The sequence below is a fragment of the Parafrankia sp. FMc2 genome (genome assembly GCF_041008525.1).
GTDB lineage: Bacteria > Actinomycetota > Actinomycetes > Frankiales > Frankiaceae > Parafrankia.
Window position 1 is genome coordinate 56,448 of record NZ_JBFLUG010000003.1, and the last position, 15,732, is coordinate 72,179.

Below are 15,732 nucleotides of genomic sequence, written 5' to 3' on the forward strand. Positions count from 1 at the left end.
CGCGGTCAGCGGGGCGGCGCACCACCGGACGGGCGACTGCCCGCAGGACCGGCAGGAGTGGCAGGAGCGGCGGGGCCGGCGGAGTCCGCGGCCGGCGACTGGTCCGGAGCGACTCCGCCGCGGCCCGGCGCCTCCTCCGCACGGCTCTGCTGCGCGGCGGCGGCCTGCTCCTGGCCCGACGGCCCGCTCTGTTCCGGCAGCCGCGCCGAGCCGGAGGGCTCGGCCAGGCCGCCGGCCGGCGGGATCTGGTCACGGTCGGGCTCGGCGTCGGAGCCACCGACGATGCGGGCGAAGCCGGCCCGCGGAAGTCGTGCCTTGACGGGGGCCGGCTCGGTGAAGTCCGCGCGGCGGATCCGGCAGAACGCGGACCCGTAGCCGGCCGCCAGCCGACCGGCGCCGAAGTCCGCCGCGGCCGCCAGGTAGGCCATCGCGTCCGCCCGGTCCAGACCGACCTTCGTCTGCAGGAACGTCACCGCCGCCCGGGCCGCCCGGCGTGTCGCCTCTCGCGGATCCGGGTCGAAACCGGCGGTGATCCACAGCTCGTCGGTCTCGATGAACGGCTCCCGCAGCGCACCGAGCGCGCTGGTGGCGGCGGCGTCCCGCAGGGTGATCAGCCGCAGGGTGGCGCGTAGCGGCCCTTCCAGCGCGGTCGCGCCGATCATCCCGTCCCGCAGCGAATAGTGCGGATCGCCGACCGCGAACAGCGCGCCCGGGACCTGGACGGGCAGGTAGAGATGCGTCCCGGGCCCGAGGTCGCCACAGTCCAGAGCCCCGCCGTAGACGCCTGCCGACAGGGAGGTGACGGTGCCGTCGGCGACGTCCGCAGCCACCGCCATGATGCCCAGGCAGGGGTTGAGCGGGAACCGGACCCGGCCGTGGCCGCCGCCCGGCAGGGCCGCGAACAGCCGGCCCCGGCGGCGCTCGACCGCGCAGAACGTGGTGACCGTCCGGAAGCCCTGCCAGCGCCGGGCGTCGGCGTCGAGGGCGGGGGCCGCGGTCTCGGGGAACTCGCCCGCGAGCAGGCCGGAGCCGTGCCGGGTCGAGATCATCCCGTACCGGGCCCGTGGGTGCAGGGAGAGGATGTCGACCCGCAGGACGTCGCCCGGCTCGGCGCCGCGCACGGACACCGGGCCGGTCACGACATGCGACCCATCTATCCCGTAACGATGCGGAATGCCGGACGCGGCGATCGCGCGAGCATCCTCGAGTACTTCCGACGACACGACTCCGAATCCACCGAGAAAGACATCCGGGTCGCGGCCCTGATCTTCGAGAATGCCTTCCTGGCTTACCGTGTCAATAGTGACGGAAGTGCCAGAGTCAACACTCAGCACCGGCCGCGTGCGTGCGGTCGGGAGAGCACCCCAGCTGACCGTCTCCGGGGTCGAGGGCAGATAGTGCCGACCCTCGATTTTTCCTCGTCCTGGCTGCAGGGCCACTCGCGCTCTACCCGCGCCGGCGCATGGCCGGGCCGGGCCGGCGGCCTGCGCGGGCGCTGGACAGCTGGGTCGCCGCCGGGCATCCCGGGCTGGATGGGCGCCCGGTGGCGGTTACAGCGGGCGACCGGGTGGCCCGCGCGACCGGGCCGGAGGCCGGTCGCCGATGACGGCGATATGGGCGCTGCACGCGCGTCAGAGTCGCAGCGGCACATGACGGCGAGATGTCCCCGATGTTGCAGTCGACGTCATTTCCTCGGTAAACCCTGCTCCCGGTCCTGCCCTGGTTCCCGGGTTCGGCCCCGGCGCCCGCCGGCCGGCTAGCGTGGCCATTGATGTGCACTTCTGGACCGGGCGCGGACGGTTCCGCGCCGACCGGTGGCTCCGCCGCAGCTGACAGCGCTGCGTCACCAGGCCGCGCGGCCGCAGCGAACCACCCCGACACACCGAACCATCCCGACGTGGCAGCCCGTCCCGCCGCCGCTCCGGTCGGTACCGCGGCACCGACAGTCGCGGATCTCGGCGAGTTCGGCCTCATCCGCGCGATCACCCGCCGCCTGCCGGCCGGCCCGGACGTCCTGCTGGGCCCGGGTGACGACGCCGCGGTCGTCGCAGCCGCCGACGGCCGGGTCGTTGTCACCACGGACCTGCTCATCGAGGGCCGGCACTTCCGCCGCGACTGGTCCTCTCCCTACGAGGTCGGCAGGAAGGCCGCGGCGCAGAACCTCGCCGACATCGCCGCGATGGGCGCCCGCCCGACCGCGCTGGTCGTCGGCCTCGGGGCGCCCCCGTCCCTTCCCGTTGCCTGGGCCGAGCGGCTCGCCGACGGGCTGCGGGACGAGTGCGACCTCGCCGGCGCGTCGGTTGCCGGCGGCGACGTCAGCTCCGCGGACAGCGTCCTGCTCGGTATCACCGCCCTCGGCGACCTGGCCGGACGGGCGCCCGTCCGCCGTGACACCGCCCGTCCGGGGGATCTGGTGGTCCTCGCGGGCCGGATCGGCTGGGCCGAGGGAGGCCTCGCGCTGCTGCGGAAGTACGGCCCGGCCGGGCCACCGCACGGACCGGACATCCCCGGCCGGGCCGAGCTGATGGACGCGCACCGACGGCCACGCCCTCCCTACGCCACCGGGCCGCTGCTGGCGTCCGCCGGCGCGCATGCGATGTGCGACGTCTCCGACGGCCTGCTCGCCGATCTCGGTCACATCGCCACCGCCTCGGCCGTCCGCGTCGACCTGGACAGCGGCCTGCTGCCGGTACCCGGGCCGCTGCGTGCCGCGGCCGCGGCGCTCGGCGCCGACCCGCTGGTGTGGGTGCTGACCGGCGGGGACGACCACGCGCTGGTCGCCTGCGTGCCCCCCGCCACCGAGCTGCCCGCCGGCTGCGCGGTCATCGGCCGGGTTCTCCCCCACGCCGACCATTCCGGCCTCGGCCCGGAGCGCGGCGTCGTCCTCGTCGACGGACGCGGCCGTCGGGACGGCGCCGGCTGGGACCATTTCGGCCAGGTCGCCGAGGCGAATGACACCCGCCGGGCCAGCGCGGGTCAGGAGGACCCGGGTCAGGACGGTGGGCCCGCAGGCCACGCCCAGGGTTAGCCGACCGCTAGCCGCCGAACACGGCCAGGTGATCGCGGACGAACTCGGCCACGGGGCGGGGCGGCCGGCCCGTCAGCCCGGCTATGCCATCGGTGGGGGTGGAATGAATCCCTGAGCGCAGCATTGCGAACAGGGTCACGAACGAGTCCGCGAGCCACACCGGGGCGCCGGCGTCGAGCAGCGCGGCTCGTGCCGCGGCGTCCGGCACGTCGACGAAGGTGACCTCACGCCCGAGCACGGTCGCCAACACCTCGGCGACTTCGGTGAACGTGACGGCCAGCGGCCCGGTCAGGGTGTGGACCTGCCGGATGTGCCCGGTGCCACCCGCGACGCCCGGCGTGCCAGGTGCGGCGAGCAGAGCAGTGGCGGCGACCGCCGCCACGTCCCGCGGGTCGACCATCGCGATCCGGGCGTCCCCGAGCGAGCCGAACACGCGGCCGGCCGTGCGGACCGACTCCGCCGTGGCGAACAGGTTCGACAGGTAGAACGCCGGCCGGAGTACGGTGGCCGGCACGCCGGATGCCCACAGGTGCTGCTCGACCCGGCCGTGCACGTCGAAGAACGTCAGCGGCGAGCCGATCTCGGCGCCCAGCGCCGACAGTTTGACGATGCGCTGCACCCAGGCCGCAGCCGCGGCGTCGATGACCGCGCATTCGTACTCCGCCTGTCGAGGGCCGTTCGGTGAGGCCAGAAACACCCCGTCGACGCCGTGCATCGCCCGCCGCAGCGCCCGTTGGTCGCCGAAGTCCCCGACGACCAGTTCGACGTCGTCGCCGAGCTGCTCGATGCCCCGTCCGGCGTCCCGGACATAGGCCCTGACCGGCACCGACCGGTCCCGCAGCGCCCGGACGAGATGCGAGCCGACGGTCCCGGTCGCGCCGGTGACCAGGATCTTTGTCATCGGACCGCCTCTGCTCCGTACTCGCCGTGGCTGCCGCTCGGCGCGATGTTCGCGTTGAATCGGAAGACGTTCGTCGGGTCGTACCGGTCCTTGACCGCGGTCAGTCCGGCCAGCCGGGTGCCGTAGGCGGCCCGGACACCGGCCTCCCCCTCGTCGGAGATGAAGTTCGCGTACACCCCGGCGCTCTGCGGTCGCAGCGCCTCCCAGCCGCCCCGGACCCACGCCTGATGGCTCTCGCCGTCGGGATCGCCGGGCTGCCAGGCCGCGATCAGGCTGACGTCGAACCCGACGGCGCGCGGCCCCACCGCCGTGGCTTCGGGGGCGACGCGGCTCGCCGCGCCGCCGATGGCCCATCCGTTGATCTGGGAGTACCGCGACCTCGACGAACCGAGGAGCCTGCGGAACTCCCCGATGGTCGCGTCCGACAGCGTCGGCAACCGGTGCGACTTCCAGTAGTAGTGCCGACCGTGCGGAGCGCCCGCGTCGTGCATCGACTGGAGAAACTGGTAAGGCACCATGCTGACGACGTCGGCGATCGGCGTGCCGAGCCGGCGCAGCGGCGCCATGACGGCCTCGCCCTCCGTGGGGTTGCCGGTCCACACCAGCACCAGCCCGAGGACGGGGGTCCCGACCCGGTCCGGCGGCAGGAACGGTAGCGGCGGCGCGAGCATCATCGAGAACGTGATGCCGAGGCTGTCCGGCGCGGTCGGGGCGAAGTCCCGGAGGAGACGCAGGACCCCGTCGGCCTGCTCGACGGGCCAGAACACCGGGCCGCCGAGCACCATCGGCCCGACCGGGTGGAGCCGGTAGGTGAGCGCTGTGGCGATCCCGAAGTTGCCACCGCCGCCGCGCAGCGCCCAGAAAAGGTCCGGGGAGTGCTCGCCGTCGACGAGCAGCCGCTGGCCGTCGGCCGTGACCAGGTCGACGGCGAGGAGGTTGTCCACCGTCAGCCCGTGCCTGCGCATGAGGTGCCCGAGACCACCACCCAGCGTCAGGCCGCCGACCCCGGTGTGGCTGACCAGGCCGCCGGTCGTGGCGAGCCCGTGCTGCTGGGTCGCGGCGTCGAACTCGCCCCACAGCAGTCCGCCCGCCGCCCGTGCGGTCCTGGCGGCCGGGTCGACGCGGATGGCTTTCAGCATCGACAGGTCGATCATCAGTCCGCCGTCGGTCACCGCATGCCCGGCGACCGCGTGGCCGCCGCCGCGCACCGTCACTGGCAGCTCGTGCTCGCGGGCGAACCGGACGGCCTCGACGACGTCGTCGGCACCTGCGCACCGGGCGACGAGGGCCGGCCGGCGGTCGATCGCGCCGTTCCAGACCCGACGCGCCTCGTCGTAGCCTTCCTCGCCGGGTCGCAGCAGAGCGCCCCGGAAACGGCTGCGCAGGGTGACGATCTCTACCGATCGGGGTGGTTCCAGGGAAGTCAGGGGCATGTCAGCTCCCACGTCGCTGTCTGCCGCCGAGTGGTGGCGGCCTCGGGACCCACCATCGCCGGCGAGGCGTTCCCCGACCGTTCCCGCTGCCGTTCCGCACCGGCCCGGTGCGTTCCGCGCGAGATCAGTCGTCGGAGGCGGCTCCGGATGAGGCTGCGGACGCGGGAGCCGCTGCCGCCGCGGCTGGCGGCGTCATCGCCAGGCGCAGCGCCGCGGTCGCCCGTTGCTCGAACAGCTGAGCACCCTGGCGCCGCGCCACCTCCCTCGCCCGCTGGAGCTCGGCCACCACCACCCCGGCGGGCTCGCCGCGCCGGCCGAGGAACTCCGCGCGCCACCGGCGGGCCTCGGACTCCCAGGTGGCGACACCGTCCTCGGCGGCGACGAGCCGGTCGGCCGCGGCGAGCCCGGTGCCGGTGTCCTGCGCCGCCACCGCCGCGGCGAGGAGGACCCGCAGGACGACGGCCCGCGCTCCCGGCGCCGGCGCGACGCTGCTCAGCTGGTCGAGCAGCCGGCGGATCGCCGCCAGACCGCCGCTGACCTCGCCGTCGAGCACGTTGACGTACCCCTGGAGCGCCTGCGCCATGATTCCCGCGGCGGAGGGCGCGTCGTGCGGGTCGTGCGCGGCCACCAGCGCCGTCGTGTGGTGGCGAAGGCCCTCGACGTCGCCGAGTTCCAGGCACCCGACGGCGGCGAACACCTGCGCCGAGGCCGCGGTGGCCGGATGGCCGACCTCCTCGGCCCAGAGCAGCGCTGCCTGCCGCGCCCGCGCCGCGGCCGCCGGCTGACCGAGCACGTCCCAGCAGCTGGCCAGCCGGCTCAGGCAGACCACCTTCGGGTCCAGCCAGTACCTGACCAGGTAGACCTTCTGGTCGGCCGGTCGATACCGGGCGAGCGCGGCCTCGAACCGCAGGCGCGCCGCCTCGAAGTTCCCCTGCCAGAACTCGACGATCCCGAGCACGTACTCGGCCTCGACGACCACGATGTCGTCCAGGATGTCGTCCAGCTCCGCCGCGCCCGCTCCCGGCGAGCCCCGGCCCAGCAGTTCGGCTCCGAGCCGCCGGGCGGTGGCGAACTCGCCCCGGGCGAGGCTGGCTACCGCGAGCGAACACAACAGCGGCGACGGCAGGTCGGCCCCCAGCGTCGCAGCCAGCACCAGTGCCCGCTCGTGCACGGCCGGGAGCCGCGGCGAGGCGAAACTCTCCACTCCCACGAGGTGAGCCGCGATCGCCTCCAGCAGCGCCAGCTCACGGACGTCCCGCTCGGTCGACCATGGCAGTGACGGCACCAGGTCGAGTGCCCGGTCCAGCAGCCGCAGCGCCTCGACGTGCGCGTAGAGCTGGCCGGCAGCCGCCGCCGCCCGGCCGTACCAGACCAGTGCGCCGTCGACGTCTCCGGCCCGTTCGAGGTGCAGCGCCAGCCTGGCGTCCACCGTGCCGGCGTGCCCGGACGACCGGCGCTCCAGCGCCCGGGCCACCTGCCGGTGGTAGTGCCTGCGCCGCGCCGGCTGCAACGCCTCGTAGGCGACCGCGCGAAGCTTGTCGTGTGAGAAGTCGTAGCCGTCCGCTTCGTGCTCCCGCACGATCCGCCGCTGCCACAGTTCGTCAAGACCGCTGACGAGGGCGTCAGCGTCGGTGCCGGCAGCCTCGGCCAGCATGTCGGCGGTGAAGTCCCGGCCGATCGTCGCGGCGACGCCTACCAGCTCGGCGGCGGCCGGCGACAGCTGCGCCAGCCGGGACTCGATCACAGCCTGCACCTTCCGGCTCAGCCCGGCCGCCCCGGGCCGGTCCCACCCCGCCCGCAGCGCTTCGACGACGAACAACGGGTTGCCCTCGGTCTCGTCGAACAGCCGCCGGCAGGTGGCGTCGTCCAGCGCGGTACTCGTGAGCTGCCGGGCCAGCGCCGCGGTCTGCCCGGCATCCAGGCGGTCGAGGTCCAGTTCGACGACCAGCCCGGCAGCCCGCAGCGCGCCGACCAGCCCGGCGAGCGGATGGCGGTCGGTGAGCTCCTCCGGCCGCGCGGTCGCCGCGACCAACAACCGTGCCTCGGTCCCGGGCCGGAGCAGGTAGTGGAGGAACCGCAGCGACTCCTGATCGGACCAGTGGACGTCGTCGGCGACCAGCAGCACCGGGGCACCGGCCGCCAGGACCGTCCTGGCCACGGTGTCGAACAGGCGTTGCCGCAGCTCGTCCTCTGCCAGCGCCTGCGGGCGGGGCAGCCCCGGCAGCTCGGTCAGCAGCTCCGGCAGCAGCCGGGCCAGCTCGGTGAGCTGGTCAGGTGCGGCCCGGCGCAACCGGCGGCCGAGGGTGTCGGAACGCAGCCACGAGACGATCAGACCGTAGGCCAGCGCCCCCTCGGCCGCGTAGGCCGCGGCTTCGGCGGTCAGTGCGCCGCGATGGGCGCACCAGGCGCGGAACTCGGCGACCAGCCTGGTCTTCCCGATCCCGGGTTCGCCGGTCACGAGGACGAGCCGGGCTTCGCCTCCCGCCGCCGCCTGCCAGGCGGCTGTGAGTGCCGAGCGTTCCCGGTTGCGGCCGACCAGCCCGGGCGCTGCGGCCAACGCTGCCGAGCGGGGCCCGCGGTCGGCTGCCAGCAGTGCCTCGAACTGCCGTCGGATGGATGCCGAAGGCCTGGTGCCCAGCTCGGCCTCCAGCACGGCCGCGCAGGCATGGTAGGCACGCAGCGCTCTCGCGCGATCGCCGGACGCCTCGTGGTGCCGCATCAGGATCTGGTAGGCCGGCTCGTAGAGTGGGTCGTGGCGTACCACAAGCTCGGCGGCGGCGGCCGCGGCCGGGTCACCTCGCGCTTCCAGCCGGTTTGCCAGTCGGCGGGACGCATCGAGGAACCGGCTGCGCAGCCGCTGCCGTTCGACCTCCAGCCAGTCGTCGTAGTTCCCCTCGAGCAGGTCCGCCCGGTACAGCTCGGTGGCCTCCCGCAACGCGGCCGTCGCCCCGTCGGCGGTGACCGCGTCACCTGTCGTCGCATCCGCAACCGTCGCGGCGGCTCGGCTCAGCGCGTCCTCGAAGGCGGCGACGTCCAGCCACAGCGGGGCCCCCGGCCGCCATCTGAGGGTGCGGGGGGTGACCTCCACATAGTGGTCGAGGTCGCCGAATGCCCGGCGCACCTTGTGGAGGACGTGGCGCAGGTTGGTCCGCGCCTGGGCCTCGGTCGAGTCGGGCCACAGCAGGAATGCGATCCGTTGACGGCTCTGCGGCGCCTCTCGGTTGAGCAGAAGGAACGCCAGCAGTGACGCGGCCCGCGCCGACTCGAGCTCCATCGCGGGTGCCCCGGCCACGCCCATCTCGAACTCGCCGAGCAGGCGGACCCGCACCCCCGGAACGGGAGCCCCCGCCGGCGTCGCCACCATGGCACCAGCCTCTCCTCGCCGACGGCGGGAAACCTGCGCTGCCACCCGGCTCGCCCCACGGTGCGTGGCGCCCGACGCGTCACGAGCAGGGCGCAGGCCGAGCCCTGACCACACCGCCGGGGTCCGGCCGCCGCCGGGGCGCGGGAAGCAACGTACCCCGCCCTCCCGAAGGAGGGCGGGGTACGTGAAGTAGGTGCCGGCCCGCCAGGTCGCCTCGCGGCGCGACGTCGCACGTAGCGACTCAATTATGGGTCCGGGGGCCATGATACGGACCGGCACTGCCCAGTCTAACGCCGCACCGGCCGTTGCTGTTCCCGTCCGCGAACTCCCGGCAGAAGTCCGGGCGGATCCGCCGCTTTGGGGCGACCGGGCTGGTCAGGCCGTACCTCCGTGGGTGAGGACGAGGGTGCCGACCTCGTCGACCGTCCCCGTCCAGCCGCGGCGGACCAGGCAGGTGGACTCGGCGAACTCCACCACGGCCGGGCCGGTCACCGCCTCGCCCGCCCCCAGCGCGGCCCGCGGGATCACCTCGATCCGGTGCCACTCGCCGTCGGTCCAGGCCTGCCGGTGGCCACGGCGCGCCGACGGGTCGGCGGGCGGCGCGACCGGGGCGGGACGCGGGCCACGCACGGTCGCCACGAGCCGCACCGCGACCGTCTCGATCTCGCGCTCCGGCGCGATGTGCCCGTATCGGCGCAGATGCTCCGCCTCGAAGGCGGTCCGGACCGCCTCCGCGACGCGGCCGGCGGTCGCCCCCTCGTCGACGTCGATCGTCAGCTCGTGGGACTGGCCCACGTACCGGCAGTCCACCCGGCGCTGCAGGGTGACCTCCCCCGCGGGCCCGGGCGCAGGCGCGGGCGCGGCGTCGGGACCCGACCGGGGCGGCTCGGTGCCTGCGACGAGCTCGGCGAACGCGCCCGCCAGGTCGACCGCGCCAAGCCGCCCGAGCAGCGGGCGGGTGTGGTCGCGCCGGACGTCGCCGATCGCCAGCCCCAGGGCCGACAGGACCCCCGCGGCCAGCGGCACCAGGACCCGGGTGATGCCGATCTCGTCCGCGAGCGCGCAGGCATGTGTGCCGCCCGCGCCTCCGAAGGCGACCAGGACCAGCTCCCGCGGGTCGATGCCGCGCTCGACGGAGACCACGCGCAGCGCACGGGTCATCTCGGCGTCGGCGACGGCGACGACACCCGCCGCGGCCTGTTCCGGGGTGAGGCCGAGTGGCTGCCCCAGCTCGCGCAGCGCCACCTCGGCCGCCGCCCGGGAGAGGGTGAGCTCGCCGCCGAGCCCCGCACCGTCAGCCAGGTAGCCCAGGTAGAGGTCGGCGTCCGTGACGGTCGGCCGGGTTCCGCCCCGGCCGTAGCAGGCCGGGCCGGGGTCGGCGCCCGCCGAGCGCGGGCCGACTCGCAGCGCCCCACCACCGTCGACCCAGGCGATGGACCCGCCGCCCGCGCTCACCGAGTGGACGTCCACCGCCGGCAGCATGACCGGGACGCCGGCGAGCACCGACTCGGAGGTGGTCAGCGCCTGGCCGCCGAGGACCGGCGCCACGTCGGTGGAGGTCCCGCCCATGTCGAAGGTCAGCAGATCGCGCACGCCGGACAGCCCGGCGATGTAGGCCGCTCCGACCACTCCACCGGCCGGTCCGGAGAGCACGCACCGGGCGGCATGGCTGGCGGCCTCGGACAGTTCGGTTACCCCACCGGACGACTGCATGACCGCCGGGACGGTGAGGCCGTGGCCCGCGCACCGCCGCTCCAGCCGCCTTAGATAGGAGGAGAGCCGCGGGGTCAGGTAGGCGTCGGCGGCGGCCGTGGTGAACCGCTCGTACTCGCGGAAGACCGGCAGGATCTCGCTGGAGGCGACCACCGTGATCGCCGGCAGCCGGCGGCGTAGCGCGGCCGCGAGGATGCGCTCGTGCCCGGGGTGGGCGAACGAGAACAGCAGGCAGACCGCGACCGCCTCCAGGCCGGGGACGGCCGCCACCTCCGCCACCACCCGCTCGACCTCGGCCGCGAGCAGGGGCTCGATCACTCCGTCCGGGCCGCACCGCTCGGCGACGGTGAAGCGCAGCTCGCGCGGAACCAGGCTCGGCGGCCGGTCCCTGGTCAGGTCGTAGAGCGACGGCCGGTTCTGCCGCCCGATCTCGATCACGTCGCGAAAGCCACGGGTGGTGACCAGCGCCGTGCGCGCGCCGGCCCGCTCCAGCAGCGCGTTCGTGGCGACGGTCGTCCCGTGGGCGAACGCGCCGACCTCGGGCCCGGCCAGTGCGGCGGCGGCCACCGCGGCCAGCACACCGCTGGACGGGTCGGCGGGCACCGAGGGCACCTTGGCGAACCGCAGCGCCCCGTCCCGGTCGACGGCGACCAGGTCGGTGAAGGTGCCGCCGACGTCGACCCCGAGACGGACCCGCCCGGTCGATGACTCCTCGTGATCGGGCACTCGGCCTCCCGGCTTCCCAGACGTGCGGCAGCTCCACGCTCCCGGTGCACCGGCGGCCATGGCTGCCAGCTGCGTCAACTGTTACCCAGAGCAACATCAACAGCGTCCCGGACGGCTGGCGGACCCGGCGCTGCGGCCTGGTACAGAACCCCCCGAAGAGTCTCTTCGTGGCCTTCCCCGCACCGACCGGTGCCGCGCCGCGGGCCGGGACCGTGACCTGGCCATTGCCGCTGGCACAGGGAAGATTACCGGCGGCGGCCGGCCGGGGCGACACTCCGTGCATCAATGCGCAATACGCACGGAAAACGTCAAATGTGACGCGACGCCGAGCGGCCCAGCTTCTGGGGGTCCGTCCACAGCGGGTAACCTGAGCAGACGGTAGCGAAGGGCCTGCGAACAGGCTGAGATGTACACCGTGGATAGAGGCGATTGGCCCCGTGACAGCACCGACGGTACCCGCGTCAGAACCTGACTTCGGCCCCAACGAGTGGCTGGTCTTCGAGATCTATCAGCAGTACCTCGAAGACCCGGAGAGCGTCTCCCCTGAGTGGCGCGAGTTCCTCTCGGACTACCGTCCGGTGAACCCGCCCACCGGGGACGCGCAGGCGAGTGAAGCCGCCGCCCCCGGCTCCGCGTCACCGCTGCCGGCACCGGCGCCCTCGGCCCCCGCCGCGCCAGCGGCGACGGCGGCACCCGCGGCACCGGCACCGGCAGCGGCCCCCGCGGCAGGGGCGGCGACGGCCGCCACACCAGCCCAGCCCAAGCCCCAGGCGCCGGCACCGGCGGCGCCCCGCCCGGCCGCGCCCGTCGCGGCCGGCGCCCGGACGCCGCTGCGCGGCGCCTCCGCCCGCGTGGTCTCCAACATGGAGACCTCGCTGCACATCCCGACCGCGACGTCCGTCCGCGCAGTGCCCGCGAAGCTGCTGGCCGACAACCGGATCGTCATCAACCGGCATCTCGCCCGGTCCAGCGGCGGGAAGATCTCCTTCACGCACGTCATCGGCTACGCCATGGTCAAGGCCCTGGTCGACCACCCGGCGATGAACGCCTCCTACGCCGAGGTCGACGGAAAGCCGACGCTGGTCCAGCCCGAGCACGTGAATCTCGGGCTCGCCATCGACCTGGTCACGCCCAAGGGCCGCCAGCTTGTCGTCGCCGCGGTGAAGAAGGCCGAGACCCTCGACTTCAGCCAGTTCTGGCTGGCCTACGAGGACCTCGTCCGCCGGGCACGGACGAACAAGCTGACCATGGACGACTTCGCCGGCGTCACGATCAGTCTGACCAATCCCGGTGGTATCGGGACGGTGCACTCCGTCCCGCGCCTCATGGAGGGTCAGGGCACGATCATCGGCGTCGGAGCCATGGAGTATCCGGCCGAGTTCCAGGGCGCCGCCGAGCAGACCCTGACGAAGCTCGCGATCTCCAAGATCATGACGCTGACCAGCACGTACGACCACCGGATCATCCAGGGCGCGCAGTCCGGCGAGTACCTGCGGCGCATCCACCAGCTGCTCCTGGGCGCCGACGGGTTCTACGACGAGATCTTCAAGTCGCTGCGCGTGCCCTACGTCCCGGTCCGCTGGCTGCCGGACATCTCCGCGCACCACGAGGGCGACCTCGACCACGGCGCCCGGGTGCTCGAGCTGATTCACGCCTACCGGGTCCGCGGCCACCTGATGGCCGACACGAACCCGCTCGAGTTCGCCATCCGCAGCCACCCCGACCTGGACATCAACGGGCACGGCCTCACCCTGTGGGACCTCGACCGCGAGTTCCCGGTGGGCGGCTTCGCCGGGCAGCGCACCATGTCACTGCGGGACGTCATGGGCGTGCTGCGCGACTCGTACTGCCGCCGGGTGGGCATCGAGTACATGCACATCCAGGAGCCCGAGGAGCGCACCTGGATCCAGGCCCGGGTCGAACGCTCCGCGGAGCGGCCGGACCCGGCCGAGCAGCTCTACGTGCTGGAGCGTCTCGGCGCCGCCGAGGCCTTCGAGTCGTTCCTGCAGACCAAGTACGTCGGCCAGCGCCGTTTCTCGCTGGAGGGCGCGGAGTCGACCATCCCGCTGCTCGACGAGATCCTCGGCCGGGCGGCGGAGGCGACCCTCGACGAGGTCGTCATCGGCATGGCGCACCGCGGCCGGCTCAACGTGCTCGCGAACATCGTCGGCAAGTCGTACCGGCAGATCTTCGACGAGTTCGAGGGCTACGTCGACCCGCAGACCGCGCACGGTTCCGGCGACGTGAAGTACCACCTGGGCGCCGACGGCGTCTACACCGACCGGGAGGGGCGCACCGTCCCCGTCTCGGTGGTGGCGAACCCGTCCCACCTCGAGGCGGTCGACGCCGTCCTCGAAGGTGTCGCCCGGGCGAAGCAGGACGTCCTCGACAAGGGCTTCGCGGGGTACACCGTCCTGCCGGTGCTGATCCACGGCGACGCGGCCTTCGCCGGCCAGGGCGTGGTCGCCGAGACGCTGAACCTCTCCCAGCTGCGCGGCTACCGCACCGGTGGCACCGTGCACGTCGTCATCAACAACCAGGTCGGTTTCACGACGTCACCGACGTCGAGCCGCTCCTCGGTCTACGCCACCGACGTGGCGCGGATGGTGCAGGCGCCGATCTTCCACGTCAACGGGGACGACCCGGAGGCGTGCGTGCGGGTCGCGACGCTGGCGTTCGCCTACCGGCAGGCGTTCAACAAGGACGTGGTGATCGACCTCGTCTGCTACCGCCGGCGGGGCCACAACGAGATGGACGAGCCGTCCTTCACCCAGCCGCTGATGTACGACACCATCGCCTCGAAGCGCTCGGTGCGCAAGGTCTACACGGAGGCCCTGATCGGCCGCGGTGACATCACGCGCGACGAGGCCGAGCAGGCGATGAAGACCTACCGGGCCGAGCTGGAGAAGGCCTTCACCGAGACCCGGGAGACCACACCCCGGCCCACCCCGCTGCCCCGGATCGTCACCACCCCGGCGGAGGCGGCGGCCGCGGCGGCAGTCACCACGGCGGTGTCGCTGGAGACGGTCAAGAAGATCGTCGACGCCCAGGTCACCCTGCCGGACGGGTTCGTCATGCACCCGCGCCTGCGGCCGCAGATCGAGCGCCGCCCACAGATGATCGAGAGCGGCACCATCGACTGGGCGCTCGCCGAGACGATCGCGTTCGGCAGCCTCCTGCTGGACGGCACCTCCGTCCGGCTGACCGGCCAGGACAGCCGCCGCGGCACCTTCGGCCAGCGGCACTCGGTGCTCGTCGACCGGTACACCGCCGCGGAGCACACCCCGCTGCGCACGCTGCGTAACGAGGACGACTCGAAGGTCGGCACCTTCTACACCTACGACTCGCTGCTCTCCGAGTTCGCGGCGATGGGCTTCGAGTACGGCTACTCCGTGGCCCGGGACGACACCCTGGTGCTGTGGGAGGCGCAGTTCGGCGACTTCGCCAACGGCGCACAGTCGATCATCGACGAGTTCATCTCGGCCGGTGAGGCGAAGTGGGGCCAGCGGTCGTCGCTGACGCTGCTGCTCCCGCACGGGTACGAGGGTCAGGGGCCGGACCACTCGTCCGCCCGCCCCGAGCGGTTCCTGGCGCTCTGCGCGGACGGCAACATGACCGTCTCCGCGCCGTCCAGCCCGGCCAGCTACTTCCACCTGCTGCGCCGGCAGGCGCTGTCGCCGGTGCGCCGCCCGCTGATCGTCTTCACGCCGAAGTCGATGCTGCGGCTCAAGGCGGCGGCCTGCGCCGTCGAGGACCTCACCGGCGGAGCCTGGCAGCCGATCATCGACGATGCGGCAGTCGGCGACCCGGCCAGCGTCCGGCGGGTGCTGCTGTCCGCCGGCAAGGTCTACTACGACCTGGCCGCGGCGCGGGAGAAGCGCAACGACTCGCAGCGCTTCGCTCTGCTGCGGGTCGAGCAGATGTACCCGACACCGGGGCCGGAGCTCGCCACGCTGCTGGCGCGGTACCCGAACGTCACCGACATCGTCTGGGTCCAGGAGGAGCCGGCGAACCAGGGCGCCTACCCCCACATGGCGCTGAACCTGCCCGAGTCGCTGCCCGACGGGCTGCGGCTGCGGCGGGTCTCGCGGCGGGCGTCGGCCGCCCCGGCCTCCGGGTCGTCCAAGGTGCACGAGCGGGAGCAGGCGGCACTGGTCGAAGCCGCCTTCGCCGACTGACCCCATGCCGGGCCGCCCGGCGAAACGGGCTGGTCTCGGCAGGCATGCAGGGCATACGGACGAGGCGGTGAGCCGACCCGCGAACCGCGGGCAGGCCCACCGCCTCGTCCCGTTTCCGCACGCCCCGCTCCCGCGCTCCGTCCCGAGCGCGGTTGGGTGCACCCTGCCGCTCAGGGCCCGGCGCCGGATACCGTTCGGCCATGTACTTCACCGACCGTGGCATCGAAGAGCTCGCCAGCCGGCGCGGGGCGGAGTCGGTGTCGTTCGACTGGCTGGCGGATGCCCTGCGCACCTTCGTCGACCTGCATCCGCAGTACGAGGACGCGGTCGAACAGCTCGCCACCTGGCTGGCCCGGCCGGACGACGACCCCGATCTCTAGTGCTCCCGG

The 15,732-nt window shown here is 73.7% G+C and carries 8 protein-coding genes; 3 read left to right on the forward strand and 5 right to left on the reverse strand.

Going from position 1 to position 15,732, the window contains the following annotated elements; genetic code table 11:
* Window positions 1-5: 5 nt before the first annotated feature.
* Window positions 6-1,223 carry an acetamidase/formamidase family protein gene (locus tag AB1460_RS02170; RefSeq protein ID WP_368958843.1) on the reverse strand — a complete coding sequence of 406 codons (1,218 nt, stop codon included), beginning with the start codon at window positions 1,221-1,223 and terminating at the stop codon, window positions 6-8.
* Between the two features lie 674 nt (window positions 1,224-1,897).
* Between AB1460_RS02170 and AB1460_RS02175 the strand changes: the two genes are divergently transcribed.
* Entirely contained in the window at window positions 1,898-3,028 is a 1,131-nt protein-coding gene (locus AB1460_RS02175) for a thiamine-phosphate kinase (RefSeq protein WP_368958844.1), read from the forward strand.
* 7 nt (window positions 3,029-3,035) lie between these two features.
* Here AB1460_RS02175 and AB1460_RS02180 read toward each other — a convergent pair whose 3' ends face one another.
* The 4 genes from AB1460_RS02180 to AB1460_RS02195 all read right to left on the reverse strand — a co-directional run bounded on the left by AB1460_RS02180 (window position 3,036) and on the right by AB1460_RS02195 (window position 11,165).
* On the reverse strand, window positions 3,036-3,929 hold the full coding sequence (locus AB1460_RS02180) for an NAD(P)H-binding protein (RefSeq protein WP_368958845.1): 894 nt from the start codon (window positions 3,927-3,929) through the stop codon (window positions 3,036-3,038).
* Window positions 3,926-5,362, reverse strand: a complete 1,437-nt coding sequence (locus tag AB1460_RS02185; protein ID WP_368958846.1) for an FAD-binding oxidoreductase — start codon at window positions 5,360-5,362, stop codon at window positions 3,926-3,928. Before AB1460_RS02185 ends, AB1460_RS02180 begins: the two co-directional genes overlap by 4 nt.
* Before the next feature lie 124 nt (window positions 5,363-5,486).
* Entirely contained in the window at window positions 5,487-8,726 is a 3,240-nt protein-coding gene (locus tag AB1460_RS02190) for an AAA family ATPase (RefSeq protein WP_368958847.1), read from the reverse strand.
* A 375-nt stretch (window positions 8,727-9,101) separates the two neighbouring features.
* Window positions 9,102-11,165, reverse strand: a complete 2,064-nt coding sequence (locus AB1460_RS02195; RefSeq protein WP_368958848.1) for a hydantoinase/oxoprolinase family protein — start codon at window positions 11,163-11,165, stop codon at window positions 9,102-9,104.
* Window positions 11,166-11,602: 437 nt separating this feature from the next.
* Here AB1460_RS02195 and AB1460_RS02200 point away from each other — a divergent pair, with 437 nt between their 5' ends.
* Both AB1460_RS02200 and AB1460_RS02205 read left to right on the forward strand, forming a co-directional pair.
* Entirely contained in the window at window positions 11,603-15,343 is a 3,741-nt protein-coding gene (locus AB1460_RS02200; protein WP_368958849.1) for a multifunctional oxoglutarate decarboxylase/oxoglutarate dehydrogenase thiamine pyrophosphate-binding subunit/dihydrolipoyllysine-residue succinyltransferase subunit, read from the forward strand.
* Window positions 15,344-15,543: 200 nt separating this feature from the next.
* A complete protein-coding gene (locus AB1460_RS02205; protein ID WP_071089382.1) occupies window positions 15,544-15,723 on the forward strand; it encodes a DUF6104 family protein in 180 nt (59 codons plus the stop codon).
* Window positions 15,724-15,732: the final 9 nt, after the last annotated feature.

What these genes read in the sequence shown, in the direction of transcription:
- AB1460_RS02190 (WP_368958847.1), bottom strand. Translation starts at nt 8,726, where the DNA reads ATGGTGGCGACGCCGGCGGGGGCTCCCGTTCCGGGGGTGCGGGTCCGC.
- AB1460_RS02205 (WP_071089382.1), top strand. Translation starts at nt 15,544, where the DNA reads ATGTACTTCACCGACCGTGGCATCGAAGAGCTCGCCAGCCGGCGCGGG.
- AB1460_RS02185 (WP_368958846.1), bottom strand. Translation starts at nt 5,362, where the DNA reads ATGCCCCTGACTTCCCTGGAACCACCCCGATCGGTAGAGATCGTCACC.
- AB1460_RS02180 (WP_368958845.1), bottom strand. Translation starts at nt 3,929, where the DNA reads ATGACAAAGATCCTGGTCACCGGCGCGACCGGGACCGTCGGCTCGCAT.